Origin of the sequence: Pseudomonas fungipugnans, from assembly GCF_029955235.1 — a bacterium.
Classification (GTDB): domain Bacteria; phylum Pseudomonadota; class Gammaproteobacteria; order Pseudomonadales; family Pseudomonadaceae; genus Aquipseudomonas; species Aquipseudomonas fungipugnans.
The window spans coordinates 198356-223109 of the sequence record NZ_JARBWL010000002.1; the positions used below are offsets into that span (position 1 = coordinate 198356).

The window sequence follows — 24754 nt, forward strand, 5'->3', positions numbered from 1 at the left end:
CATGCTCATTCCAGTGATTCTGTCCGGCGGTGCCGGTACTCGCTTGTGGCCGGTGTCCCGTGAAGGCCACCCCAAGCCGTTCATGACCCTGCCCGACGGGCAGTCGTTGCTGGGCAAGACCTACCGGCGTGCGGCCGGCCTGCTCGATGGGTGGGGCGATATCGTCACCGTGACCAACCGCGACTACTACTTCCAGAGCAAGGATCACTATCAGGACGCCCAGCTGAGTCGCCATCGCGGGCACTTTCTGCTGGAGCCTACGGGGCGCAATACCGCCCCGGCCATCGCTGCGGCGGCCCTCTCCCTGCAAGCCCTGCATGGCGACGAAGCGATCATGGTGGTGATGCCCGCCGACCATCTGATCGTCAACGTGGCGGCGTTGCAAAGCGCAGTCGAACACGCCGTGGCGCTGGCCAAAGACGGTTTTCTGGTGACCTTCGGTGTGCTGCCGACCGCTCCGGAAACCGGCTTTGGCTATATCGAAACCGGCGCTCCACTGGATGACAAGGGCGCCGCCAGGGTGCAGCGATTCGTCGAAAAACCGGATTTGCAAACCGCTACGCATTATCTGGAAAGCGGCAACTTCCTGTGGAACTCGGGCATGTTCTGCTTCTCGGTGGGAACCGTGCTGGCGCAATTGCAGCTTCACGCCGCCGAGTTGCTGGAACAGACCCGCGCCTGCATGGCGGTCAGTGCGCCCGTGGAAACCGGTGGTTGCCTGCAACAGGAACTGTGCCCGGTGCTGTTTGCCGGGATCACCGACATCTCCATCGACTACGCCCTGATGGAACGCTCAGACAAAGTGGTCGTGGTGCCTGCCGGTTTTGACTGGAGCGACATTGGCTCCTGGGGGGCCGTCGCGGCACTGGTGCCCGCAGATGCACAACATAACCGCGCCAGCGGTGAAGCGGTATTCATCGACAGCCACCACAACTTCGTCCAGAGCGAAGACCGGCTGATCGCCACCGTCGGTGTGGATAACCTGATCATCATCGATACGGCCGACGCCGTGCTGGTGGCCCATGCCGACCGCACCCAGGATGTAAGGCGGGTGGCCAAACAGCTCAAGGACAAACAGCACGAAGCCTATCGTCTGCACCGTACTGTCAGTCGCCCCTGGGGCACTTACACCGTGCTGGAGGAAGGCCCACGCTTCAAGATCAAGCGCATCGTGGTCAAGCCCGGCGGCAAATTGTCACTGCAAATGCACCACCACCGTAATGAACACTGGGTAGTGGTCGAAGGCATGGCCAAGGTCACCAACAACGGCACCGGCACGCATCTGGTGGCCAAGAACGAATCGACATTCATTGCCGCCGGGCACAAGCATCGCCTGGAAAACCCCGGCGTGATCGACCTGGTGATCATTGAAGTGCAAAGCGGCGAATACCTGGGAGAGGACGACATCGTCCGTTTCGAAGACCATTACGGCAGGACGGTTTGAATGCTGCTTTCTCTGTACCGCTCGTTGCACAACTATCGCGGCTTCATCCTCGGTAGCGTGCAGCGAGAGTTTCAAGCGCGGTATCGCAATTCACTGTTCGGGGCCTTGTGGCCCGTGCTCAATCCGCTGTCGATGATCATCGTCTACACCGTGATTTTTTCCCACATCATGCGCGCCCGCCTGCCAGGGGTAGACGACAGCATGGCCTACAGCGTTTATCTGTGCGCCGGTCTGCTGGCCTGGGGGCTGTTTACCGAAATCACATTGCGCAGCCAGAACATGTTTCTGGAAAACGCCAACCTGCTGAAGAAAATCAGCTTCCCGAGGATCTGCCTGCCAGTGATCGTGCTGATCAACGCCAGCATCAACTTCGCGATCATCATCGGTCTGTTCCTGGGGTTTCTGCTGATCACCGGACGCTGGCCCGGCACTGTACTGCTGGCGCTGATTCCACTGATAGCGTTGCAAATGATGTTCTGCGCCGGGTTGGGGATGATTCTCGGCGTGTTGAACGTGTTCTTCCGCGATGTCGGCCAGCTCTTCGGCATCTGCCTGCAATTCTGGTTCTGGCTGACGCCGATCGTGTACCCGATGAGCATCCTGCCGGAGTGGGTGCAACGTCTGCTGCAACTCAATCCCCTGACCAACCTGATCACCAGCTATCAGAACCTGTTCGTTTACGGCCAATGGCCGGTATGGAGTTCGCTGTTGCCGATTTTCATCAGCGCCCTGGTGTTCTGTCTGATCGGGCTGCGGTTGTTTCGCCAGCGAGTCGGCGAAATGGTGGATGAACTCTGATGGGGCATATTCGCGTAACCGGCCTGAGCAAGGCCTACAAACAATACCCGACCCGCTGGAGCCGACTGGCCGAGTGGCTGATCCCGTTTTCCCCCATTCGCCACCGTCAGCACTGGGTGCTGCAAGACGTCGAATTCGAGATAGCGCCCGGCGAAGCGGTGGGCATCGTCGGCGCCAATGGTGCCGGTAAAAGCACCTTGCTGAAGATGATTACCGGCACCACCCAGCCAACGAGTGGCAAGATCGAACTTGAGGGCCGCGTGGCTGCCTTGCTGGAACTGGGCATGGGCTTTCACCCGGACTTTACCGGCCGCCAGAACGCATTCATGGCCGGCCAACTGCTAGGCATGCAGGTCAGCGAGATCGAAGCGCTGATGCCGGATATCGAACATTTCGCGGAAATCGGCGAAGCCATCGACCACCCGGTCCGCACGTATTCCAGCGGTATGCAGATGCGCCTGGCCTTCAGCGTCGCCACTGCCCGGCGTCCGGATATTCTGATCGTCGACGAGGCGCTCTCCGTGGGCGATGCCTATTTCCAGCACAAAAGCTTCGAACGCATTCGCAGCTTCCGCAAAGCTGGCACCACCCTGCTGATCGTGTCCCACGACCGCTCGGCGATCCAGTCGATTTGCGATTCGGCGATCCTGCTCAAGGACGGCCGCATGGCCATGCATGGCACACCCGAAGCGGTCCTGGACTATTACAACGCCCTGATGGCCGAACGTGAAGGCCAGATCGTACGCCAGGAAATGCTCGCGGGTGGCGAAGTGCAAACCGTTTCCGGCACCGGTGAAGCCGGCATTCTCAGCGTGCGTCTGCTGGACGAAAATGATCGCTCCATCGACGCTGCCGAAGTCGGCCAGCCAGTAGTGCTGGAAGTGCAGGTCGAAGTCCGTCAGGACATCGAACGGCTGGTGCTCGGTTTCATCCTCAAGGACCGCCTGGGTCAGATGATGTACGGCATCAACACCCATCGCCAGCAAATGGCCCTGACCGACCTGCAGGCAGGCGAACGATTCACCTACCGCTTTGCCTTCATCATGGGCTTGGGCAAAGGCAACTACTCCGTGTCTCTGAGCCTGTCGCGGCTGGACTCGCATCTGGACCGCAACTTCGAATGGCGCGACTACGGCCTGGTGTTCCACGTCATCAACAACCGGCAGGAAGACTTTGTCGGCTGCTCGTGGCTGGCAGCGAAAACCACCATCACCCGCGTCGGCTCGACTGTTGAGGAGCATTCGCCATGACCCGTCTTTTGGTGGAGTGCACCCACGTATTCCTGCACCCGAAAGTCAACTCGGGCATCCAGCGAGTCGTGCGCAACGTCGTCAACCAATTGCCGCCCAGCGTGGACGGGGTTGAATGCATACCGGTGGTGATGCTCAAGGGCAAGCTGCACCGTGTACTGCAACTGGGGCCGTTGAACATCCCGTTTTTCGACACATTGATGACCTTCGCAGGTCGCCTGCAACGGCTGGCCCATCGTTTCTGGCAATGGCACCAGCGTCTCGATAAACGCTGCACGTCACGCTGGGTCCGACGCTGTCTGTACGTCGCCTACCGCTTCACCGCGCTGGCCTGTTTCAGCGTGCCGCTGCGCCTGATCGATCAGGTCAATCAATACCAGTTACCCAAGCGCTGCACGCCGTTGCAGCACCAGCCTGGGGACCAACTGGTGCTGCTCGACTCCTCCTGGCACGCCGATTTTTTCCCGGCCGCCGAACAGCTCAAGCGCGAAGGCGTGGGCATCGTCTCGGTGATCTATGACCTGATTCCCGTGACCCACCCGCAGTTTTACGACACACGGCTGGCGCAGGTTTTCAATGATTGGTTCGACTGGATCGTCAATACCGCTGATGGCTATGTGGCGATTTCCGCAACGGTGCGGGATCAGGTGCGAGAGGAAATTGAGCGCCGCCTCGGCCCGGTCAAAACCGAGGAACGGTGGTTCGACTATTTTCATCTCGGCTCTGAACTGGACCTGAGCGAAGCCAGCGCAGCGGTAGAACCGCGCCTCGCACGATTATTCGAAACCACCGAGCCGGTGTTCCTGATGGTCAGCACCATCGAGCCCCGGAAAAACCACGGCTACCTGCTGGACGCCTTCGAACGGGCCTGGGCCGCAGGCTCCAGGGCCAGGCTCTGCATCGCCGGACGTATCGGCTGGAAGTGCGAGGCCCTGCTCGCCCGAGTCCGTGCGCATCCGCAACTGAACAAACAGCTGTTCATGTTCAATGACCTGAGCGACACCAGCCTCGAACACGCCTATTCCAACGCCAGCGTGCTGGTGTTCCCCTCACACGTCGAGGGCTTCGGCCTGCCGCTGGTGGAAGCCATGCAGCGTGGCTTGCCGGCGATGGGCAGCGACATTGCGGTGTTCCGCGAAATCGGCGGCGAGTTCATGGCCTACTTCGATCTGAACACACCGCAAAGCCTGGCCGATCTGGTCGGCAATTTTGAACGCAGTGGCCTATTCCCCGCCAGCCGTGACGTGAAGGACTGGCGCTGGATCGGCTGGCGCGAAGCCAGTGCGCAACTGGCCGAACGCACGCTGCGCAATCTGCAACCAGCGCCGGTCGTGCAAGAGAGGCAACATGCAGATTGCCCTTAACGCACACATCCTCCAGGCGCCGCGCACCGGCATTGGCCATTACGTCGCCGAGCTGGTGAATGCCCTGGCCTGTGAGCCGGACGTCGAGTTATCGCTGTTCCACGGCTGGGGCTGGAGTTCTTCATTACCCGGCGCCGCCATGCCTGGTTACTCGCGACTCACGCCATTGCTGCGGCAAATTCCCGGCGCCTATCAAGCACGGCGCTGGCTGACGCAGAAGCGCTTCGATCAGGGCCGCTCCCAAGGCATCGACCTGTATCACGAACCCAGTCTGTGGCCGCTGTCATTCGACGGCCCGACAGTGATCACCCTGCATGACCTGACACACCTGCATTATCCCGAGACGCAACCGCCGGCACGAATGCGGGAAATCGAGCGGCGACTGGCGGACGGGGTGCAGCAGGCGCGACTGATTCTGACTGACTCACAAGCTGTCGCTGACGAGGCCCAGGACTATTTCGCACTGCCAGCCGAACGTTTTGTCGTCGCTCCGCTGGGGGTGGCCGCACGCTTTCATCCACGCGAAGACGAAGCTGTCGATGCTGTGCTCAAGGCCCACGGGGTTACGGCGCGGGAATACTTTCTGTGCGTCGGCACGCTGGAACCCCGCAAGAACCTGACACTGGCCCTGCGCGCCCATGCCCTGCTGTCACCCACGCAACGCCAGCAGTTTCCGTTATTGATCGTCGGTATGGCCGGCTGGCAGCGTGAGCAGTTCAATGAGGAACTGCTTCAGTCCCTGGCCTGCGGTCATGTGTGCCTGCTGGGTTATTTGCCGGACGAGGACGTGGCGCAACTATTGGCCGGAGCACGGGCGCTGGTTTTTCCATCGCTATATGAAGGCTTCGGTCTGCCGATTCTGGAAGCCATGGCCAGCGGCACGCCGGTGATTGTGACCCGACATTCGGCGATGCCGGAAGTGGCGGGCAGCGCGGGTAACTACATTAGATCTGACGACCCGCACGGCCTGCGCGATGCCATGAGCCGTTTGATTGACGACAACACGCATTGGCAGGAATGCCGAGAAGCGGGACTACAACAAGCGAAGCTTTTTTCCTGGGAACGTTGCGCGAAAATCACAGCGCACGCTTACCGCCAGGCATTGGGAGGTTGAATGCGAGTTCTTCATTTTTTCAAGACGTACCTGCCCGATTCAATGGGTGGTATCGAACAAGTCATCTTCCAGTTATGCGAAAGCGGCGCCCAACACGGCATTGAAGGCCAGGTGCTGACCCTCAGCGCCGACCCGTTTCCCCCCGTGGTGCAACTCGGACAGCACGAAGTGCACCGGGCCAAACTCGACATCCAGTTCGCCTCCACCGGATTTTCCTGGAGCGTGTTCAAACAGTTTCGCGAGATGGCCGCCGAAGCCGATGTCGTCAATTACCACTTTCCATGGCCTTTCATGGACCTGGTGCACTTCGCCGGCCAGTCAGATAAACCCACTGTGGTTACTTACCACTCCGACATCATTCGCCAGAAATATCTGCTTAAACTCTATCGGCCCTTGATGAACCGCTTCCTCGCCAGCGCCGACCGTATCGTCGTTGCCTCGCCCAACTACCTGCACACCAGCGACGTGTTGCAGCAGTTCCAGCACAAGACCCAGATTATCCCCTACGGCCTCAACAAGGCAGGTTATCCACAGGCTGAACGCGAACGCATGGACAAATGGCGACAGAAGCTGGGTGACAAGTTTTTCCTGTTCGTCGGTGTGATGCGTTATTACAAAGGCCTGCATATCTTGCTTGAGGCCTTGAAAGACGTGGATTACCCAGTGGTGATCGTCGGCGCCGGACCACTGGAACTGGAGCTGCACGCCCAAGCCATGGCGCTGGGGTTGCGCAATATTCACTTCCTTGGCCGTTTGGGTGACGAAGACAAGGTCGCCCTGCTGCAATTGAGCTACTCCATCGTATTTCCCTCGCACCTGCGTTCCGAAGCGTTCGGCATCTCGTTGCTCGAAGGCGCGATGTACGGCAAGCCGATGATCTCCAGCGAGATCGGCACCGGCACCAGCTACATCAATATCCACAACGAAACCGGGCTGGTGGTGCCGCCGAGCAATCCACAGGCGCTCCGCGAAGCCATGCGCACACTCTGGGACAATCCGGTGCTTGCGGCGCAAATGGGCGAGAAGGCAGAAGCACGATATCGGCGGTTGTTCACGGCGGATGAAATGGGCCGTAAATGGACGGAGCTGTATCAGGAGTTGCTGGAAGAAAAGTCCCTGTCCTACGCATAAAAGATCAAAAGATCGCAGGCTGCGATCTTTTGATTTCGGCTAAAGGTCCAGCACCAACGGCTGCGAACCCTGCGCCGGTATCGCACAACAAATCAGCACCTGTCCCTCTTCCAGCACCTGCGCCGGGGGCTGTGGATAATTCACCTGGCCGCTGATCAACCGGGTCCTGCAAGTCCCGCACGAGCCACCACGGCAACTGAATTCCGGACGCAGGCCACGGCTTTCCGCCAGCTCCAACAAACTGCCACCATCGGGTTGCCAGCGGCCCTCTTTGGCCGAACGCTGGAACACCACCGGCACCGAGGTCGTCGCGGCCGGCGGTTGTTCGATGACCACTGCATCGGGATCCGGCCGACGGCGCAGCGTTGAGGGGCCGAACGTTTCGGCGTGGATCTGCGAGTCGCGGATATCCAGTTCCCTCAGGCTGTCGTACAGACCCTGGGTAAAACTGCCCGGCCCGCACACGACAAAATCCAGCTGATCGTAGTCTTCTACCTCAACAATGTTGCGCAGCAACGCCGTGTCGATGCGCCCGGTCAGGTCGAAATCTTCGCCTTCACGGGCGTCGGCTTCCGGTTGGCTGAGCAAGCGCACGATGCGAACGGTGTCGCCGGCGCCTTCAAGCAACCGATCCAACTCTTGGCGAAACGGTTGATCCGCCAGGGTCCGCGAACTCTGGAATAACCAGGTCGGCCGAATGTGCCGCGTGCGCCAGCCCTGATAAACCACTTCGCGCAGCATCGACAGCAAAGGTGTAATGCCAACCCCGGCAGCCAGCAGCACCAACGGCCGACGCTCATGGGGCGCCACGGTGAAATGCCCCTGAGGTGCTCGCGCTTGCAGCACATCGCCGACGCGGATCTGTTCGTGCACATGGGAAGATACTACGCCGTCACGCTTCACGCTGATGCGCAAGAAATCATCGCTCGGCGCACTCGACAGGCTGTAGGTACGGATATGCGTTTCGCCGCCCACCTCCAAACGCAGCGGCAAATGCTGCCCGGCCTGGAACACCGGCAGCCCAATGCCATCGGCGGGTTCCAGATAAACCGAGCGGATGTTTTGGCTTTCCGTCTCAATTCGCACCACCCGCAGTGGCCGCCACGCATCACCCAACGCCTGGGCTTGCAGGCGTGCGGCAGCCTGTGCCCAGGTCCCGGTCATCAAACTGTTAGACGACATCCCATCGAAGCGCCAACGCAAGGCCAACGCCGCCGGCCGCCGCACCACGCGTTCAACCTCCAGCGTCCACAAGCGTTCGGCGCCTTGAAAAGCTTCGACTTGCGGGCCATCGAGGATGACGCCGGTGCGACCGGTGAGTTGTAGCAGGTCGCCGGTCTTGAAATCGATGAACAGCAAACCGGCCCGTGGATTGACCAGCAGGTTGCCCAATGTGTTGAAGAACAGGTTTCCGGCGAAATCCGGGATGGTCAGGCGATTGCCTTCGATACGGACGAAACCGGGCTGACCACCGCGATGCGAAACGTCTACCGAGTGTTGGCCATCGACATCCACGTAACTGGCGACAAAGAACGTATCCGCCCCGGCGATCATTGCTGTCGCCGCGTCATCCAGCGCATGGAGGTGCTGAGCGACGCGGGTTGAGGGATCGGCCAGCGGCACCGAATGAAACTGGCGCAGTTGGATGTACTGCGGGCAGTTGCCGAATGACTGTTGCACCGAGACCTCAAACCCGCCCGCTGTCATTGCACCGATACGCCCGTTGATGCGGTTGCGCCGCCGGGTGTGCAGTTCGATGCCGAGCAAACCAATGGCCGCGCCGGCTTGTAGCTGAGCAGGGTCATTGGCATCGGGCAGGCTGTCGAGTTGCAATAGTGACGGTTCGGGAGAGTGGGCAAAACCTGGTGCGCCTTCGAGGATGCTGGCCCAGGGATTGCCGTCAACATCCACCGCGCCGTAAAGCATGAACGGCAGTTGCTGATAGAACTGGCGGTGTTGGTCCGGCAACTCGCTGCGAATCACCCTACGGCCGAGGGTGTCCATTCGCTCGGCAACACCGACGTGTTCCTGCAACTGGCGCTCGCCAGCGTGCCACGGTGAATGGTTCATGACAGGGACTCCTTTTGATCGCGAACCGGTGGGAGCGAACAGGCTTGCTCCCACAGGGTTTGACGGGGATCAGGCAGAGGTCTGCAAACCCGCAACAGTGCGCGGCATGCCGACAAACCCAGGCAAGTCTTCAATCCTCGCCAGCCACGCCCGCACGTTGGCGTATTGCTCAAGCGACACATTGCCTTCCGGCGCATGGGCGATGTAGGTGTAGGCGGCGACATCGGCGATGGTCGGCTCACTCCCCACCAGATACCGGGAGTTGGTCAACTCTTGATCAATCACCTTGAGCAGCGCATGGGACTGGCTAACCACTTCTTCAGCGTTGTAAGGCGCTCCAAATACAGTGATCAATCGTGCCCGGGCCGGGCCGGAGGCAATTTGTCCGGCGGCAACCGACAACCAGCGCTGCACCTTGGCGGCACCGACCGGATCGGTGGGCAACCAGCGGCCGTGGCCATATTTTTGCGCCAGGTACACCAGAATGGCATTCGAATCGGCAAGGACCACGCCATCGTCCTCAATCACCGGCACCTGGCCAAAGGAGTTGAGCGCCAGGAACTCCGGCTGTTTATGCTCGCCCTTGGGCAGATCGACAAAGATCAATTCGGTGGGCAGGTTCAGCAGAGACAGCATCAGCTCCACACGGTGAGCATGGCCGGAACGCGGGAAGTTATAGAGTTTGATCGCAGGCATGGTCGGCTCCATTGAATGGCGCCGTCTGGAAAAGGTCGGCGCCGATGAAGGCCATCATCTACCTCTCGCCAAAACAACAGAATAACCAGGCAATGCAATCCATTATTTCATCCAGCGCAATAAACCTCAGGATTGAAGCGCCGGGTGTTCTCGCAAGGTGCTCACCGCAAAGTCCACGAAACTGCGAATCCGCGCCGGTGCCTTGCGACCGCCCTGATACACCACATGAATCGGCAAAGGCGGCAGTTCAAAGTCCGCCAGGACGATTTCAAGATCACCCGCCGCTACTTTGCTCGCCACCTGATAAGACAGGACACGGGTCAATCCCAGCCCCAGACACGCGGCACTGATGGCCGCCTGATTGGCGGTCACCACCAGACGCGGTTCCGGACGCACGTTGAGCGGCTGATCGTTTTCAACAAAAGCCCAGTTTCTGATCTGACCGATGGACGAGGTGGCGATCACCGGCAACCGTGACAGCGCCTCAGGGTGCGCAGGCCGGCCATGGGTTTGCAAATAAGCGGGCGAGCCGCAGACCACTCGCCGTACTTCACCGACCCGAATTGCATGCTGATTGCTGTCAGGCAACTCCCCAATCCGTACCGCAACGTCGATGCCCTCCTCGACCATGCTCACCACGCGATCCACCAGCAACGCGTTGATACTCACCTCAGGGAACTGCGTGAGATAACCCACCATCACCGGTGTGACAAACAGCTCACCAAACAGAACCGGCGCGGTGAGCGTCAATTGGCCACGGGGCTGGGCGTGGCTGCCTGCTGCCGAATCCTCGGCTTCCTGCACTTCGGCGAGAATTCTGCGACAGTCTTCCAGGTAGCGTTGCCCCGTCTCACTTAAATGCACGCTTCGGGTAGTGCGTGTCAGCAGTTGCGTGCCAATGCGTTTTTCCAGCGCCGCCATGGCCCGGGTCACGCTGGCCGCCGACATCCCCAAACGCCGGGCGGCCGCCGAGAAGCCTTGCTCCTGGGCGACGGCGGCGAAGACCTGCATTTCGTGGAAGCGGTCCATGGATGCTCCTGCGCTCGGGTAAAAAAAATCGCAGCCTGGGCTGCGATTTTTATCGTCGGGTGGCGTAAATATAGATTGTCACAAAAACAGCCGAAAAATCTCAAGCAATCATGCCCAAGTTGGACAGGTTAACGGTGACTGTATAACTTAATTTTTTTGACGAATTCATTACGCTGAAAAACATTACCTTATGGGCATAAGGTTATTCGTTAAGTAAATAAGTGAAGAGATCTCGATTGAAATTATTCCTTGAACGCAGCCTTGCCTTGTGCCCATTAGTTATTAAATCGTAAAGCCCGACCGCTGGATTGGTCACCCGCGCTAGTTATTTCCAGAGCAACCCCATGAGGGAAGCCTTGACCGCAGCGGCGATCTTGTTCTGACACCCCAGTTTTTTCAGGCAATGGTTTATATGGAAATTGACGGTTCGCTTGGTAATACCCAGGATGATGGAAACATCGTCCGAAGATTTTCCGTCAGCGGTCCATTGCAGAATTTCCTTTTCCCTTTGAGACAACTCAATGGGCACCGGTAGAACAGACCCCGCCCCGCGCAGCTGCAACCGGGTCATGCCCAAGTGAGTGATCTGTGCAAGCCAGGAAAGCTCAGCCTGTTTTGTCTCGAGCTCCAGGGCCGTGATCGGGTCACTGCCGCGTGCGAACGTCACCAGCCCCTGGGCTTCGCTATTGAGCAGTGTTTGCCCCCACCCCTGCGAAAGTCCGTGAGATTGTGCATCCCGCCAGAAATCAGGAGCCTGGGCTTTGAGTTCGGCGTCCCACAGCACCGGCTTTACACTTCTAAGTGTCCGGATAACGTAGGGATCGATTTCCAGGTAGCGATTGGCCGCGTAGGCCGCCTGCCAGGCGGGTGAGTAATTGTTGACGAGAAACAGGCAAGGCTTGGTGATGGGAAAAAGTCTTCTCGAACCATAGGCCGCATAGTCAAACTCCAACTGCCTGGCAACGGTCTTGATATTGTCGAACAATAATTCGACATCCGTTGCGGACATAGCATTTTCCAACAGGTCAGCCTGCCAGTGCGACATAGAGAATTCCTTTCTCATTATTATTTCTAGTTGGCCTTGCGCCAACATGCCTAGCATATTTCCAAACATTTCCGATAGCTGTCAAGGGTGACAGTAGTGCGCAATCACGACATGCACTCTAATCGCCACCCAGCAAGTCACTGAAAAGGAAAGGTTGATGGATTACATGTCAGGACGATACGACGAGCTTACGTCAGTCGAGCGTCAGCGGTTGGCACATTATCGGTATCAGGTTTTCGTTGAACGCCTCGGTTGGGAATTGTCGACCCCTGCCGATTTCGAGTTCGACCAGTTTGACCACAGTGGCACTCACTACATCGTCGCGGAACAGGACGGCGGAAACATAAAGGGATGCGCACGCCTTTTACCCACCACCCAGCCGTATCTGCTGAGTGAAGTGTTCACCTCATTGCTGGGCGACGTTCCTGCCCCTTGCCAGGACGACGTCTGGGAGCTGTCACGTTTCACCTCTCTGGACCTTGATGCCCAAACCGGCAGAGACGAACAGATGATGTCGGACGAAAACACCGTTGGCCTGTTCCTGGCCACCCTGGATTACGCCAAAGCCTGCGGTGTCTCGCATCTGGTGTCGGTTTCCCCTGTGGCTATCGGTCGTCTGCTGAAGCGCGGCGGCATCGATTTCAAATGGCTGGCACCTCCGCAAGTGCTGGACAACCGCACCCTGGGGGCCTGTTACATCACGGTGCAGTAATCCTTTCTGCACCCGTTAACGCATAAAAATATCAAGTGAAGTTGCCGATACGAGCCGGGCGGCTCATATCGGCGTGCGTCGATCTTGCGACATGGATAGCGACTGCTGGAAACCAACGTTCAACACAGAGGGAAGATCATGATCGACATGGAAAGGAAAGTTGGAAAGGACATCGTCCATAAAGGCCACGATGACGATGTATTGATTTACGACGCTCGCCACCAGCTACCGGCCTGGCTGCCCGCCGCCATCATTCAACAAGCGAACCTTGATCCAGCGGATCTCGACATCGTCAACCAGGCCTATCGCCAGGACAGCGATCGACTGGTGCTGCGCTCGTTACCGACGGTTATCGGCCTGGACGAACTCGAACAGGCAGGCCTGTCGGCCTGTCTGCCAGAGCTGCTGGCCTGCTACGAAAAAGCCACCGATCACCTGATACTGACAGGTGTCTGGGTCCTGGAAAGTATCGAAGCCAAGCTGGCACAGCTGCTGGGCTACGACGACGTACTCGACGTCGGCCAACGGCGGCAGGTGCACGATGTCCTCAAGAATCTGGACGGTTGCCCACAGCAAGGCTTGCTGTACTTCACCCTGTTCAACGACACCTCCAATTACTTCTTTTACCGCAAGCACCATGAACACGTGCCTGGCCTGATGTTGATCGAAGTCGCCCGCCAGGCCATGTACGCGCATTTCTACGAACACAGTGGCTATGCACGCGGCGAGGTGTCGATTTCCATCGTTGATCTGCTGTCGAGCTTCCCCCGCTATACCGAGTCGTCCTTTCAGGTCGACGTACTCGTCGGTGACTACGCCGAAGTGGCGCAACCGCGGGCACGAAAAGTCGATAAGCGCGCACGTTTCTTCCAGCGCGGCGAACTGGTGGCCGACATCCGGCTACTCGGCGAAGTCATCAAAATGCCCGTCTTCAAGCGCATGCGAAACATCAACTTCGATCCGGCCTGCTGGTTCCGGCCGCTCAAAGGCATACGGCATGACGTGCTGATACATCTTGAGTCCGGTCGTCATCTGGCCGGCCGCTTGGATCTGCTTTCAATGGCCGGCCTGCAAATGCAGTGTGACAGCCCGGTCGGCGCGCTCGACACGCCCACGCGCGGGCATGTCTATCTGTATCTGGAAAACGAGGGAATGATCAGCCTGCCGGTGCAATCGTTACTCGAAAGTGACGGGCCAAAGGGCCGCCTGCTCAAACTGCAACTGGCGGACCTGGATACTCAGTTGCGATTCAAATGGCGAGAAGTACTCAAGCAGTACACGTATTTCTCTCATGAAGAACCAGCCCCCGCCCGCGCTGCCGAACAGCCTCTCTGGATGACATTTGACCAGCCGTCACCGATGCCAGAGCAGAGGATAGAGGCATGATCGACCGCTATCCCCACGTGCTTGAGCCGCTCAAGCTGGCAGGCGGACTGGTGCTGCGCAATCGTCTGTTTTTCGCTTCGATGGGCGTGGACTTGGCCGATCACAGCGGGTGCGTGACACCGCAGATGATTGAGTTCTATCAGGGGATCATGGAGGGCGGCTGCTCCATGGCGTTTCTGTGCAACGCCACGGTATCGCCCCAGTCGCGACTGCAGAGCACCGGGCTCGGGCTGTTCGAGCAACACCAGGGCGAATCGCTCAAGGCCATGTTCAAGATGGCCGAGCGCGTCAACACGCCAGTGGGCGTGCAGTTGCAACATTACGGTGGCCAGGGCACCACGACGCACACCGGCGTCGCGGTGCTGACGCCCAGTGGCGTGCCATGCCCGCGCGTGTCCAAACTTGATCCGCACTACCGGGTGCAGGTCATGGACGAAACGGACATTGCCCTGGTGATCGAGCAATTTGCCCATTCCGCCTGGTTGGCGTGGATCAACGGTGCCCGACTGGTGCAATTGCAGGCGTCCAACGGTTACCTGCTGAGCAGCTTTCTGTCTCCCCACACCAACAAGCGCACGGATCGTTATGGCGGCAGCGAAGAGAACCGTGCCCGGCTGCTGCTCGAAGTGATCCAGGCCATCCGCGAACGAACCCAGGGTGCCCTGATCATCACCATCAGGTTGGGTATCGATGATCGTCTGGGTGATGAGGGGCTGCAATTCCCGGATATCAAGGAAACCGTCCAGGCACTCTGCCAGGCCGGCGTTGCAGCGCTGGAGTGTTCGATGTGCATGGGCGCGACCTTCGGCCAGTTGATCGTCCACTCCTCGACGATGGATGACTACCTGCAAGCCGGGGTCAGGGCCATCAAAGCGGTGTCGACGGTACCGGTGGGGTATGCCGGCTTCATCGACGGATTGGACAAGGCCGAACAGTTGCTGGCCGATGGCGTCTGCGACTGGGTGGGGATGTCCAGGGCGCTGTTTGCCGACAACGATCTGATCAACAAAACGCTGCAGGGCCGTTCCAGTGACATCCATAAATGCCAGTGGGACAGTAAATGCTTCAGCGACAAAAGCAATCCGCGCCTGGACCGGGTGTATTGCTGCGTGAATCCGAAATACTTGAGACCCTCGTTGGCATAAGGATGTAACACATGTACGACTTCACAGGAAAAGTGTGCCTGGTAACCGGCGGCACCAGCGGGATTGGCGAGGGTGTCAGTGAACGCCTGATCGAGGCGGGAGCCGAGCTGATTGTGTTCGGCAGAGACGCAGAAAAAGGGGCGCAGCTGGCAGACCGTCTGGGTCAACGCTGCCGGTTTATTGCCTGCGATGTCGCCGATCCGGCCCAGGTAGCGCAGGCATTCGACACCATTCGATCGGTCTACGGCAAGCTCGATTGCGCCTTCAACAATGCAGGCGTGACCGCCCGCTACGGCAAACTGGCGGACTCGTGCCCGGATGACTGGATGAAGGTGATGAACATCAACGTCAACGGCACCTACCACTGCATGAGGCATGAACTGCAAATCATGCTTGGCCGTGGCGCTGGCGCCATCGTCAACACATCGTCCTGTGCCGGCGTGGTCCCCATTGGCGGCCAGGTGGCTTATGTCGCCAGCAAACAGGCCATCAACGGCATGACCCAGGTGGCGTCCATCGAAAACGCCAGGCTGGAGGATGGGGGGTGCATTCGCGTCAACGCGGTTGCCCCCGGTCCTATTCTGGGCGGCATGAACAGCGAAGCACGCTTGAAAGCGGCACCGGAAAATACCCAGAGAAAAATCAACGTCACCTCCATGAAACGCTTCGGTACGGCGGATGAGGTGGCAAACGCCGTACTCTGGCTACTCAGCGATCAGTCGTCCTACGTTACAGGTGTGGTCATGCCCGTCGATGGCGGCTACGCGAGCGGCAAATTCTGATGCCATGACAGGCGTCAGCCGGGGTTCGACGTGGCGACTGCTCCGGGGTAAGTCATCGGTTGAGTGAGCGCGGTCCGAAGACCAGACAGCAGATGCAAAACGACCCGCACATCGCGGGTCGTTTTGTGTGTGACGGCTTGTGGATAACTTATTCCACCGTCACCGACTTCGCCAGGTTGCGCGGCTGGTCAACGTCCGTGCCTTTCAACACCGCCACGTAGTAAGACAGCAACTGCAACGGGATGGTGTAGAGAATCGGCGACAGAATGTCGTGGATGTGCGGCATTTGTACAACATAAGTGCCTTCGCCATTGGTCATGCCTGCCTTCTCGTCGGCGAAGACAATCAGTTGGCCGCCACGGGCCCGGACTTCCTGAAGGTTGGACTTCAGCTTCTCCAGCAGCTCGTTGTTTGGCGCTACGGTCACCACTGGCATGTCGTCATCCACAAGGGCCAACGGGCCATGCTTCAGCTCGCCGGCCGGGTAGGCTTCGGCGTGGATGTAGGAAATTTCCTTAAGCTTGAGTGCGCCTTCCATTGCTACCGGGTATTGAGCACCACGGCCCAGGAACAGGGTGTGATTCTTGTCGGCGAACAGCTCGGAGATTTTTTCTACGGTGCTGTCCATGGCCAACGCTTCGCCCAGACGGGTTGGCAGACGACGCAGTTCTTCCACCAGTGTCGCTTCGACACCTTTGTCCAGCGTACCGCGTACTTGCCCCAGGGACAGGGTCAACAACAGCAAGCCCACCAACTGAGTGGTAAAGGCTTTGGTCGAAGCCACGCCGATTTCGCGGCCGGCCTGGGTCAGCAGGGTCAGGTCGGATTCACGCACCAGAGAACTGATGCCCACGTTACAGATGGCCAGGCTGGCGAGGAAACCCAACTCCTTGGCATTGCGCAATGCCGCCAAGGTGTCGGCGGTTTCGCCAGACTGGGAAATGGTCACGAACAGGGTGTCGGGCTGTACAACGACCTTGCGGTAGCGGAATTCGCTGGCCACCTCGACCTGGCACGGAATACCGGCCAGTTCTTCGAGCCAATAGCGGGCGACCATACCGGCGTGGTAACTGGTGCCGCAAGCGACGATCTGCACGTTGCGCACTTTGGCAAACAGCTCGGCAGCCTGCGGACCGAAAGCCTGTACCAGTACACCATTAGGGCTCAGGCGACCTTCAAGGGTGCGCTGAACCACTGTCGGTTGCTCGTGGATTTCCTTGAGCATGAAGTGGCGGAATTCACCCTTGTCGGCAGCTTCGGCGCCATCGCGATACTGCACCGCTTCGCGCTCGACGGCTTTACCGTCAACGTCCCAGATCTGCACGCTGTCGCGGCGAATTTCCGCGATATCGCCTTCTTCCAGGTACATGAAGCGGTCGGTGACCTGACGCAGGGCCAGTTGGTCGGAGGCGAGGAAGTTTTCCCCCAGACCCAGGCCAATCACCAGCGGGCTGCCACTGCGGGCGGCGACCAGGCGATCCGGCTGATCGGCACTGACCACTGCCAGACCATAAGCACCGTGCAGTTCCTTGACCGTTGCCTTGAGGGCCGTGGTCAGGTCGGGCAGGTCCTTGAGCTTATGCGCCAGCAGGTGGGCGATAACTTCAGTGTCGGTGTCGGAGGTGAACACATAACCCTGGGCCTTCAACTGTTCGCGCAAGGCTTCGTGGTTTTCGATGATGCCGTTGTGCACCACCGCCAGATTCTGCCCGGAGAAATGCGGGTGGGCGTTACGTTCGCAAGGCGCGCCGTGGGTCGCCCAACGGGTATGGGCAATCCCCAGACGACCGATCAGCGGCGTGGCAGCCAGGGCTTGTTCCAGCTCGCTGACCTTGCCCGGACGACGGACACGATCAAGGATGCCGTCGTTGGTGAAGATCGCCACACCGGCGCTGTCATAGCCGCGGTATTCCAGGCGCTTGAGGCCTTCGACAAGGATGGCGGTGATATTACGTTCTGCAACTGCGCCAACAATTCCACACATGCTATTTCTCCTGACTGACAGCCGCACAAATCAAGTTGATACCGCGGGCCTGAAGCTGATCCCGTGCCTCCAGAGGCAGGCGATCATCGGTAATAAGGGTATGGACACTGCTCCAGGGCAGTTCCAGGTTAGGAATCTTGCGGCCAATCTTGTCGGCCTCCACCATCACGATCACTTCCCGGGCCACATCAGCCATGACCCGGCTCAGCCCCAGCAATTCATTGAAGGTGGTGGTGCCACGAACCATGTCGATGCCATCGGCACCAATGAACAACTGATCGAAGTCGTAAGAGCGTAGTACCTGCTCCGCCACCTGACCCTGAAAGGATTCGGAATGCGGATCCCAGGTGCCTCCAGTCATTAGTAGCACTGGTTCATGCTCCAGCTCACTCAAGGCGCTAGCCACATGCAGCGAGTTGGTCATCACTACCAGACCCGGTTGTTGGCCAAGTTCTGGAATCATTGCGGCCGTGGTGCTGCCGCTGTCGATGATGATGCGGGCGTGCTCGCGAATCCGTGTAACGGCCGCACGGGCAATGGCCTGTTTGTATTTGGAAACCGGTTCGCCGCTATCTGCCACCAATTCCTGAGGCATGGTGATCGCGCCGCCGTAGCGACGCAGCAATAGCCCGTTGCTTTCGAGCGCTGCCAGATCCTTGCGAACCGTAACTTCCGAGGTTTCGAAACGCTTGGCCAGCTCATCCACACTGACTTCCCCCTGCTCGTTGAGCAAGGCGAGGATATTGTGGCGACGTTGAGGTGTATTGCGTTTCGACATGGCTGGATAAGTTTCGATTCGAAAGATAACGGAAGCAATCAAAACCTATTAGCGAAACTTCGTCAAGCGGGTGCGTGAAAAAAGATCTGTGGATAACGTATAAAAGATCGCAGCCTTCGCCTGCTCCTGCGGGTGGGTTAGGTTCACCCTGCAGGAGCGGCGGACGGCTGCGATCTGTTGATCGCATGAACTGTGGATAACTCAGCTCTTCTTGATCTTCTCCGGCCGCTTCCAGCCATCGATGTTCTTCTGCCGCGCTCGGCCCACTGCCAACTGCGCGTTATCCACATTCTGCGTAATGGTCGAGCCGGCCGCCGTGGTCGCGCCTGCCGAGATATCCACAGGTGCTACCAACGAATTGTTGGAGCCAATGAAGACGTCCTCGCCCAACACGGTTTTCCACTTGTTGGCGCCATCGTAGTTGCAGGTGATGGTGCCTGCGCCGATGTTGGTACGCGCACCGATCTCGGCATCACCCAGGTAGGTCAGGTGCCCGGCTTTGGCGCCCTCACCCAAGTGGGCATTTTTCAGTTCGACAAAGTTACCCACATGGGCGCGGGCTTCCAGCACGGTACCTGGGCGCAACCGGGCAAATGGACCGGCATCACTGTCTTCGCCGAGCACCGCGCCTTCGATATGACTGTTGGCCTTGATGACCACGCCTTTACGCAGCGTGCTGTCCTTGATGACGCAATTCGGGCCGATGACCACGTCGTCTTCGATCACGACCTTGCCTTCAAGGATCACGTTGATGTCGATCAGCACATCGCGACCGACAGTCACCTCACCGCGCACATCGAAACGGGCCGGGTCGCGCAATGTCACGCCCTGCGCCATTAAACGGCGGCCGGCGCGTAGCTGATAGTGACGTTCAAGTTCGGAGAGTTGCTTGCGGTCGTTGGCACCCTGCACTTCCATGGCATCGTGCGGTTGCTCGGTGGCCACCACCAGACCATCGCTGACCGCCATGGCAATCACGTCGGTCAGGTAATACTCGCCTTGGGCGTTGTTATTGGAAAGCCGGCTCATCCAGTCGCCCAAACGCTCGAATGGCACTGCCAGAATACCGGTGTTGCCTTCGGTGATTGCACGCTCGGCTTCATTGGTGTCTTTCTGTTCGACGATAGCCGTGACCTTGCCATCGGTGTCACGCACAATGCGGCCATAGCCGGTAGGATCATCCAGTTCAACGGTCAGCAGGCCCAGTTGCTGAGGTGCGACTTGCTTGAGCAAGCGTTGCAGGGTCTCGACCTCGATCAACGGCACGTCACCGTAGAGGATCAGTACCGTATCGGACTTGATGAATGGCACGGCCTGAGCCACGGCGTGACCGGTACCCAGTTGTTTATCCTGCAGGACAAAGTTCAGGTCATCTGCCGCCAGACGCTCACGTACGGCGTCGGCACCATGGCCAATCACTACGTGAATGCGCTGTGGATCGAGTTGTCGGGCGCTGTGGATAACATGACCCAGCATCGAGTTGCCGGCAATCGGGTGCAGCACCTTGGGCAGCGCCGAACGCATGCGAGTGCCTTGGCCGGCAGCGAGAATAACGATTTCAAGTGACATGACTGGCTACCAATCCTGGGTGGTCAGCAACTGCGACCAGGTTATTGAATTCGGAAAAGAAAAAAGGGTAGCCGAGGCTACCCTTTTTAATCAATCGCACAACAAGTCGGTGACGGATTAACCGCCAAACTTCTTGCGGATCTGCTGGACGGTGCGCAGCTGAGCTGACGCCTCGGCCAGACGTGCAGCAGCGGAACCGTAATCGAACTCCGCGCCACGCTCATGCAGGGCCTTCTCGGCAGCCTTGACGGCTTCCTGAGCGGAGGCTTCATCCAGGTCGGCAGCACGTTGCACGGTGTCGGCAAGAACCTTGACCATGTTCGGCTGAACCTCGAGGAAACCACCGGAGATGTAAAACACCTCGGCTTCCCCGCCTTGCTTGATCAGGCGGATCGGACCCGGTTTCAGATTAGTGATCAGCGGCGCGTGACCCAGGGCAATACCAAGATCACCGAGTGCACCGTGCGCAATCACCATCTCGACCAGGCCGGAAAAGATTTCCCCTTCCGCGCTGACGATATCGCAATGGACTGTCATAGCCATCTGATTGCCTCAACCTAAATTAGCGCCCGTTGCCGGGCGCCGGGATTACAGTTTCTTGGCTTTCTCGATCGCTTCTTCGATGCCGCCGACCATGTAGAACGCTTGTTCTGGCAGGTGGTCGTAGTCACCGTTGAGGATGCCTTTGAAGCCAGCAATGGTGTCTTTCAGGGAAACGTATTTACCCGAAGCACCGGTGAAGACTTCAGCCACGAAGAACGGCTGCGACAAGAAGCGCTGGATCTTACGAGCACGGTTTACCAACTGCTTGTCGGCTTCCGACAGCTCGTCCATACCCAGGATCGCAATGATGTCCTTCAGTTCTTTGTAACGCTGCAGAACGTACTGAACGCCGCGAGCGGTGTCGTAGTGGTCCTGGCCGATCACGTTCGGATCCAGCTGACGCGAAGTCGAGTCGAGTGGATCGACCGCTGGGTAAATACCCAGGGAGGCGATGTCACGGGACAGAACGACGGTGGCGTCCAAGTGGGCAAACGTGGTCGCTGGCGACGGGTCAGTCAAGTCATCCGCCGGTACGTATACCGCCTGGATCGAGGTGATCGAACCGTTTTTGGTCGAAGTGATACGCTCTTGCAGAGTACCCATCTCTTCGGCCAGGGTCGGCTGGTAACCTACTGCCGAAGGCATACGGCCCAGCAGTGCGGATACTTCAGTACCGGCCAGGGTGTAACGATAGATGTTGTCGACGAACAGCAGAACGTCGTTACCTTCGTCACGGAACTTCTCGGCCATGGTCAGGCCGGTCAGTGCTACGCGCAGACGGTTACCCGGCGGCTCGTTCATCTGACCGTAAACCAGTGCCACTTTGTCCAGAACGTTGGAATCCTTCATCTCGTGGTAGAAGTCGTTACCCTCACGAGTACGCTCACCCACACCGGCGAACACGGAATAACCGCTGTGCTCGATGGCGATGTTACGGATCAGTTCCATCATGTTTACGGTTTTGCCTACACCGGCACCACCGAACAGACCGACTTTACCACCCTTGGCGAACGGGCAAACCAGGTCGATAACCTTGATGCCGGTTTCCAGCAGGTCGTTGCCGCCCGCTTGTTCAGCGAAGGTTGGCGCAGGACGGTGAATGCCCCAGCGCTCTTCGGTCTCGATTGGACCGGCTTCGTCGATCGGGTTGCCCAGAACGTCCATGATCCGGCCCAGGGTCGCTTTACCGACCGGTACGGAGATGGCTGCGCCAGAGTCAGTGACTTCCAGACCGCGCTTCAAGCCCTCGGTGGAACCCATTGCAATGGTACGAACCACGCCGTCGCCCAGCTGTTGCTGAACTTCCAGAGTGGTGCCGGCATCGCTTTTGACTTTCAAAGCGTTGTAGATGCTCGGTACGCTGTCGCGTGGAAATTCCACGTCGATAACGGCGCCGATGATTTGAACGATACGTCCGCTACTCATAGCTGGATCCTCTGAATATTTGAACCGTTAAACCGCGGCAGCGCCGCCGACGATTTCCGAGATCTCTTGGGTGATCGCAGCCTGACGCGCCTTGTTGTAGATCAGCTGCAAATCGCTGATCAAATCACCGGCGTTGTCGGTAGCGTTCTTCATCGCGATCATCCGCGCAGCTTGTTCAGCCGCGTTGTTCTCGACCACCGCCTGGTAGACCTGCGACTCCACGTAGCGAACCATCAAGCCGTCAAGCAGCTCTTTGGCGTCCGGTTCGTAGAGATAGTCCCAGTGGTGCTTGAGTTCTTGATCCGGGGTTGCCACCAGTGGAATCAACTGCTCCACGGTAGGCTGTTGCGTCATGGTGTTGATGAACTTGTTGGACACCACGGACAGGCGGTCAATACGGCCGTCCAGGTAGGCATCCAGCATCACCTTGACGCTGCCGATCAGGTCATTGATCGACGGCTCTTCACCCAGGTGGCTGATAGCTGCAACGACGTTACCGCCGAAGTTGCGGAAGAAAGCCGCACCCTTGCTACCAACAACACACAGATCGATCTCGACGCCGTTTTCGCGGTTTACCGCCATGTCCTTGACCAGGGCCTTGAACAGGTTGGTGTTCAAGCCACCACACAGACCACGGTCACTGCTCACCACAACGTAACCAACGCGCTTGATAGCGCGGTCGATCATGAAAGGGTGGCGATATTCCGGGTTGGCGTTGGCCAAATGACCAATAACCTGGCGGATGCGCTCCGCATAAGGACGGCTAGCAGCCATGCGCATTTGTGCCTTGCGCATTTTGCTGACCGCCACTTTTTCCATGGCGCTGGTAATCTTTTGCGTGCTTTTGATGCTCGCAATCTTACTGCGAATCTCTTTTGCGCCTGCCATGTAACACCTATCAGGTTAGCAAGCGGGAGCCTTGCGGCTCCCGCTGCGGCTTACCAGGTTTGGGTGGCCTTGAACTTCTCGATACCGGCTTTCATGCCAGCGTCGATTTCGTCATTGAAGTCACCCTTCACGTTGATCTTCGCCATCAATTCGGCGTGATCGCGGTTGAAGAAAGCAATCAGCGCTTGTTCGAAGCTGCCGATCTTGGCGATTTCAACGTCAGTCAGGAACCCACGCTCAGCGGCATACAGCGACAGCGCCATGTCAGCGATCGACATTGGTGCGTATTGCTTCTGCTTCATCAGCTCGGTAACGCGCTGACCATGCTCAAGTTGCTTACGGGTCGCTTCGTCCAGGTCAGAAGCGAACTGGGCGAATGCCGCCAGTTCACGGTACTGAGCCAGAGCGGTACGGATACCACCGGAGAGCTTCTTGATGATCTTGGTCTGAGCGGCACCACCCACACGGGATACCGAAACACCGGCGTTCACAGCAGGACGGATCCCGGAGTTGAACATGGCCGATTCCAGGAAGATCTGACCGTCGGTGATGGAAATCACGTTGGTCGGAACGAACGCGGAAACGTCGCCAGCCTGGGTTTCGATGATCGGCAGTGCGGTCAGGGAACCGGTTTTGCCGGTCACTGCGCCGTTGGTGAACTTCTCTACGTATTCTTCCGAAACGCGGGATGCGCGCTCCAGCAGACGGGAGTGGAGATAGAACACGTCGCCTGGGTAAGCTTCACGGCCTGGTGGACGGCGCAGCAGCAGGGAAATCTGGCGGTAAGCCACTGCTTGCTTGGACAGATCGTCATAAACGATCAGCGCGTCTTCACCGCGGTCGCGGAAGAATTCACCCATGGTGCAACCGGAGTACGGTGCCAGGAATTGCAGTGCTGCAGATTCCGAAGCGCTCGCTGCCACGACGATGGTGTTAGCCAGTGCGCCGTTTTCTTCCAGCTTGCGAACAACGTTGGCGATGGTCGATTGTTTCTGACCGATCGCTACGTAGACGCAGAAAATACCGCTGTCTTTCTGGTTGATGATCGCGTCGATCGCCAGAGCGGTTTTACCGATCTGACGGTCACCGATGATCAGCTCGCGCTGGCCACGGCCGACAGGAATCATGGCATCGACAGCCTTGTAGCCAGTCTGTACAGGCTGGTCTACCGACTTACGCCAGATCACGCCTGGAGCAACTTTCTCGACCGCATCGGTCTCGGTGTTGTTCAGCGGACCTTTGCCGTCAACTGGGTTACCCAGTGCGTCGACTACGCGACCCAGCAGTTCCTTACCAACAGGAACTTCGAGGATGCGGCCAGTGCACTTGGCGCTCATGCCTTCAGCCAGAGTCTGGTATGCGCCCAATACAACGGCACCTACAGAGTCTTGCTCCAGGTTGAGAGCCATACCGAAGACGCCGCCCGGAAACTCGATCATCTCGCCGTACATTACGTCGGCCAGACCGTGAATCCGCACGATGCCGTCAGATACGCTGACGACAGTGCCTTCGTTACGGGCTTGGGAGGTCACATCGAGCTTGTCGATGCGGCCCTTGATAATTTCACTTATTTCGGAAGGATTGAGTTGCTGCATTGCTCT

21 protein-coding genes are annotated in these 24754 nt (G+C 58.5%); 10 read left to right on the forward strand and 11 right to left on the reverse strand.

Features of this window, described 5'->3' with window-relative positions; all coding sequences use genetic code 11:
- The first annotated feature begins 1 nt into the window (after window position 1).
- From POF45_RS15880 to POF45_RS15905, 6 genes are read left to right on the forward strand one after another with little or no spacing between them, the layout of a single operon-like run.
- Window positions 2–1444 carry a mannose-1-phosphate guanylyltransferase/mannose-6-phosphate isomerase gene (locus tag POF45_RS15880; protein WP_282316111.1) on the forward strand — a complete coding sequence of 481 codons (1443 nt, stop codon included), beginning with the start codon at window positions 2–4 and terminating at the stop codon, window positions 1442–1444.
- The gene (locus tag POF45_RS15885; protein WP_282316112.1) at window positions 1445–2242 is read left to right on the forward strand and encodes an ABC transporter permease; all 798 of its coding nucleotides are present in this window, start codon (window positions 1445–1447) and stop codon (window positions 2240–2242) included.
- A complete protein-coding gene (locus POF45_RS15890) occupies window positions 2242–3492 on the forward strand; it encodes an ABC transporter ATP-binding protein (protein ID WP_259497771.1) in 1251 nt (416 codons plus the stop codon). Before POF45_RS15885 ends, POF45_RS15890 begins: the two co-directional genes overlap by 1 nt.
- Window positions 3489–4856, forward strand: a complete 1368-nt coding sequence (locus tag POF45_RS15895) for a glycosyltransferase family 4 protein (RefSeq protein ID WP_282316113.1) — start codon at window positions 3489–3491, stop codon at window positions 4854–4856. Before POF45_RS15890 ends, POF45_RS15895 begins: the two co-directional genes overlap by 4 nt.
- Window positions 4840–5970, forward strand: coding sequence for a glycosyltransferase family 4 protein (locus POF45_RS15900; RefSeq protein WP_259497774.1), 1131 nt, complete (start codon window positions 4840–4842; stop codon window positions 5968–5970). Before POF45_RS15895 ends, POF45_RS15900 begins: the two co-directional genes overlap by 17 nt.
- Complete coding sequence (locus POF45_RS15905) at window positions 5971–7101, forward strand: glycosyltransferase family 4 protein (protein WP_282316115.1); 1131 nt, start codon at window positions 5971–5973, stop codon at window positions 7099–7101.
- 39 nt (window positions 7102–7140) lie between these two features.
- On the opposite strand, the gene POF45_RS15910 is transcribed toward POF45_RS15905, so the two are convergent.
- From POF45_RS15910 to POF45_RS15925, 4 genes are all read right to left on the reverse strand, one after another.
- Window positions 7141–9171, reverse strand: coding sequence for a 2Fe-2S iron-sulfur cluster-binding protein (locus POF45_RS15910; protein WP_282316116.1), 2031 nt, complete (start codon window positions 9169–9171; stop codon window positions 7141–7143).
- Window positions 9172–9240: 69 nt separating this feature from the next.
- Window positions 9241–9867 (reverse strand): glutathione S-transferase family protein, encoded by a 627-nt coding sequence (locus tag POF45_RS15915; RefSeq protein WP_259497781.1) that lies wholly within the window; start codon window positions 9865–9867, stop codon window positions 9241–9243.
- A gap of 126 nt (window positions 9868–9993) precedes the next feature.
- Window positions 9994–10896: a LysR family transcriptional regulator gene (locus POF45_RS15920; RefSeq protein WP_282316117.1), complete on the reverse strand. Its 903-nt coding sequence runs from the start codon at window positions 10894–10896 to the stop codon at window positions 9994–9996.
- A 325-nt stretch (window positions 10897–11221) separates the two neighbouring features.
- Entirely contained in the window at window positions 11222–11941 is a 720-nt protein-coding gene (locus POF45_RS15925) for an autoinducer binding domain-containing protein (protein WP_259497784.1), read from the reverse strand.
- 157 nt (window positions 11942–12098) lie between these two features.
- Between POF45_RS15925 and POF45_RS15930 the strand changes: the two genes are divergently transcribed.
- The 4 genes from POF45_RS15930 (at window position 12099) to POF45_RS15945 (ending at window position 15966) form a co-directional block, all read left to right on the forward strand.
- A complete protein-coding gene (locus tag POF45_RS15930; RefSeq protein WP_259497786.1) occupies window positions 12099–12653 on the forward strand; it encodes an acyl-homoserine-lactone synthase in 555 nt (184 codons plus the stop codon).
- A gap of 138 nt (window positions 12654–12791) precedes the next feature.
- Window positions 12792–14039, forward strand: a complete 1248-nt coding sequence (locus tag POF45_RS15935; RefSeq protein WP_259497788.1) for an AfsA-related hotdog domain-containing protein — start codon at window positions 12792–12794, stop codon at window positions 14037–14039.
- A complete protein-coding gene (locus POF45_RS15940) occupies window positions 14036–15184 on the forward strand; it encodes an NADH:flavin oxidoreductase (RefSeq protein ID WP_259497790.1) in 1149 nt (382 codons plus the stop codon). The genes POF45_RS15935 and POF45_RS15940 overlap by 4 nt, the downstream gene beginning before the upstream one ends.
- An 11-nt stretch (window positions 15185–15195) precedes the next feature.
- Window positions 15196–15966: an SDR family NAD(P)-dependent oxidoreductase gene (locus POF45_RS15945; RefSeq protein ID WP_282316118.1), complete on the forward strand. Its 771-nt coding sequence runs from the start codon at window positions 15196–15198 to the stop codon at window positions 15964–15966.
- A gap of 148 nt (window positions 15967–16114) precedes the next feature.
- On the opposite strand, the gene glmS is transcribed toward POF45_RS15945, so the two are convergent.
- The 7 genes from glmS to atpA all read right to left on the reverse strand — a co-directional run bounded on the left by glmS (window position 16115) and on the right by atpA (window position 24748).
- Complete coding sequence (gene glmS / locus POF45_RS15950) at window positions 16115–17950, reverse strand: glutamine--fructose-6-phosphate transaminase (isomerizing) (protein WP_259497792.1); 1836 nt, start codon at window positions 17948–17950, stop codon at window positions 16115–16117.
- 1 nt (window position 17951) lies between these two features.
- The gene (locus POF45_RS15955) at window positions 17952–18728 is read right to left on the reverse strand and encodes a DeoR/GlpR family DNA-binding transcription regulator (protein ID WP_259497793.1); all 777 of its coding nucleotides are present in this window, start codon (window positions 18726–18728) and stop codon (window positions 17952–17954) included.
- A 201-nt stretch (window positions 18729–18929) separates the two neighbouring features.
- Window positions 18930–20297: a bifunctional UDP-N-acetylglucosamine diphosphorylase/glucosamine-1-phosphate N-acetyltransferase GlmU gene (gene glmU, locus POF45_RS15960; RefSeq protein ID WP_282316119.1), complete on the reverse strand. Its 1368-nt coding sequence runs from the start codon at window positions 20295–20297 to the stop codon at window positions 18930–18932.
- Between the two features lie 117 nt (window positions 20298–20414).
- Entirely contained in the window at window positions 20415–20840 is a 426-nt protein-coding gene (locus tag POF45_RS15965; protein WP_040071848.1) for a F0F1 ATP synthase subunit epsilon, read from the reverse strand.
- Window positions 20841–20885: 45 nt separating this feature from the next.
- Complete coding sequence (atpD, locus tag POF45_RS15970) at window positions 20886–22265, reverse strand: F0F1 ATP synthase subunit beta (protein WP_259497795.1); 1380 nt, start codon at window positions 22263–22265, stop codon at window positions 20886–20888.
- Window positions 22266–22292: 27 nt separating this feature from the next.
- The gene (gene atpG / locus POF45_RS15975; RefSeq protein ID WP_092297368.1) at window positions 22293–23153 is read right to left on the reverse strand and encodes a F0F1 ATP synthase subunit gamma; all 861 of its coding nucleotides are present in this window, start codon (window positions 23151–23153) and stop codon (window positions 22293–22295) included.
- 50 nt (window positions 23154–23203) lie between these two features.
- Window positions 23204–24748 (reverse strand): F0F1 ATP synthase subunit alpha, encoded by a 1545-nt coding sequence (gene atpA / locus POF45_RS15980; RefSeq protein WP_259497796.1) that lies wholly within the window; start codon window positions 24746–24748, stop codon window positions 23204–23206.
- Window positions 24749–24754 lie beyond the last annotated feature (6 nt).

Bases quoted from the DNA above. Each gene is read 5' to 3' on its own strand.
- POF45_RS15880 (WP_282316111.1), top strand. From the start codon at position 2: ATGCTCATTCCAGTGATTCTGTCCGGCGGTGCCGGTACTCGCTTGTGG.
- POF45_RS15885 (WP_282316112.1), top strand. From the start codon at position 1,445: ATGCTGCTTTCTCTGTACCGCTCGTTGCACAACTATCGCGGCTTCATC.
- POF45_RS15890 (WP_259497771.1), top strand. From the start codon at position 2,242: ATGGGGCATATTCGCGTAACCGGCCTGAGCAAGGCCTACAAACAATAC.
- POF45_RS15895 (WP_282316113.1), top strand. From the start codon at position 3,489: ATGACCCGTCTTTTGGTGGAGTGCACCCACGTATTCCTGCACCCGAAA.
- POF45_RS15900 (WP_259497774.1), top strand. From the start codon at position 4,840: ATGCAGATTGCCCTTAACGCACACATCCTCCAGGCGCCGCGCACCGGC.
- POF45_RS15905 (WP_282316115.1), top strand. From the start codon at position 5,971: ATGCGAGTTCTTCATTTTTTCAAGACGTACCTGCCCGATTCAATGGGT.
- POF45_RS15910 (WP_282316116.1), bottom strand. From the start codon at position 9,171: ATGAACCATTCACCGTGGCACGCTGGCGAGCGCCAGTTGCAGGAACAC.
- POF45_RS15915 (WP_259497781.1), bottom strand. From the start codon at position 9,867: ATGCCTGCGATCAAACTCTATAACTTCCCGCGTTCCGGCCATGCTCAC.
- POF45_RS15920 (WP_282316117.1), bottom strand. From the start codon at position 10,896: ATGGACCGCTTCCACGAAATGCAGGTCTTCGCCGCCGTCGCCCAGGAG.
- POF45_RS15925 (WP_259497784.1), bottom strand. From the start codon at position 11,941: ATGTCGCACTGGCAGGCTGACCTGTTGGAAAATGCTATGTCCGCAACG.
- POF45_RS15930 (WP_259497786.1), top strand. From the start codon at position 12,099: ATGGATTACATGTCAGGACGATACGACGAGCTTACGTCAGTCGAGCGT.
- POF45_RS15935 (WP_259497788.1), top strand. From the start codon at position 12,792: ATGATCGACATGGAAAGGAAAGTTGGAAAGGACATCGTCCATAAAGGC.
- POF45_RS15940 (WP_259497790.1), top strand. From the start codon at position 14,036: ATGATCGACCGCTATCCCCACGTGCTTGAGCCGCTCAAGCTGGCAGGC.
- POF45_RS15945 (WP_282316118.1), top strand. From the start codon at position 15,196: ATGTACGACTTCACAGGAAAAGTGTGCCTGGTAACCGGCGGCACCAGC.
- glmS (WP_259497792.1), bottom strand. From the start codon at position 17,950: ATGTGTGGAATTGTTGGCGCAGTTGCAGAACGTAATATCACCGCCATC.
- POF45_RS15955 (WP_259497793.1), bottom strand. From the start codon at position 18,728: ATGTCGAAACGCAATACACCTCAACGTCGCCACAATATCCTCGCCTTG.
- glmU (WP_282316119.1), bottom strand. From the start codon at position 20,297: ATGTCACTTGAAATCGTTATTCTCGCTGCCGGCCAAGGCACTCGCATG.
- POF45_RS15965 (WP_040071848.1), bottom strand. From the start codon at position 20,840: ATGGCTATGACAGTCCATTGCGATATCGTCAGCGCGGAAGGGGAAATC.
- atpD (WP_259497795.1), bottom strand. From the start codon at position 22,265: ATGAGTAGCGGACGTATCGTTCAAATCATCGGCGCCGTTATCGACGTG.
- atpG (WP_092297368.1), bottom strand. From the start codon at position 23,153: ATGGCAGGCGCAAAAGAGATTCGCAGTAAGATTGCGAGCATCAAAAGC.
- atpA (WP_259497796.1), bottom strand. From the start codon at position 24,748: ATGCAGCAACTCAATCCTTCCGAAATAAGTGAAATTATCAAGGGCCGC.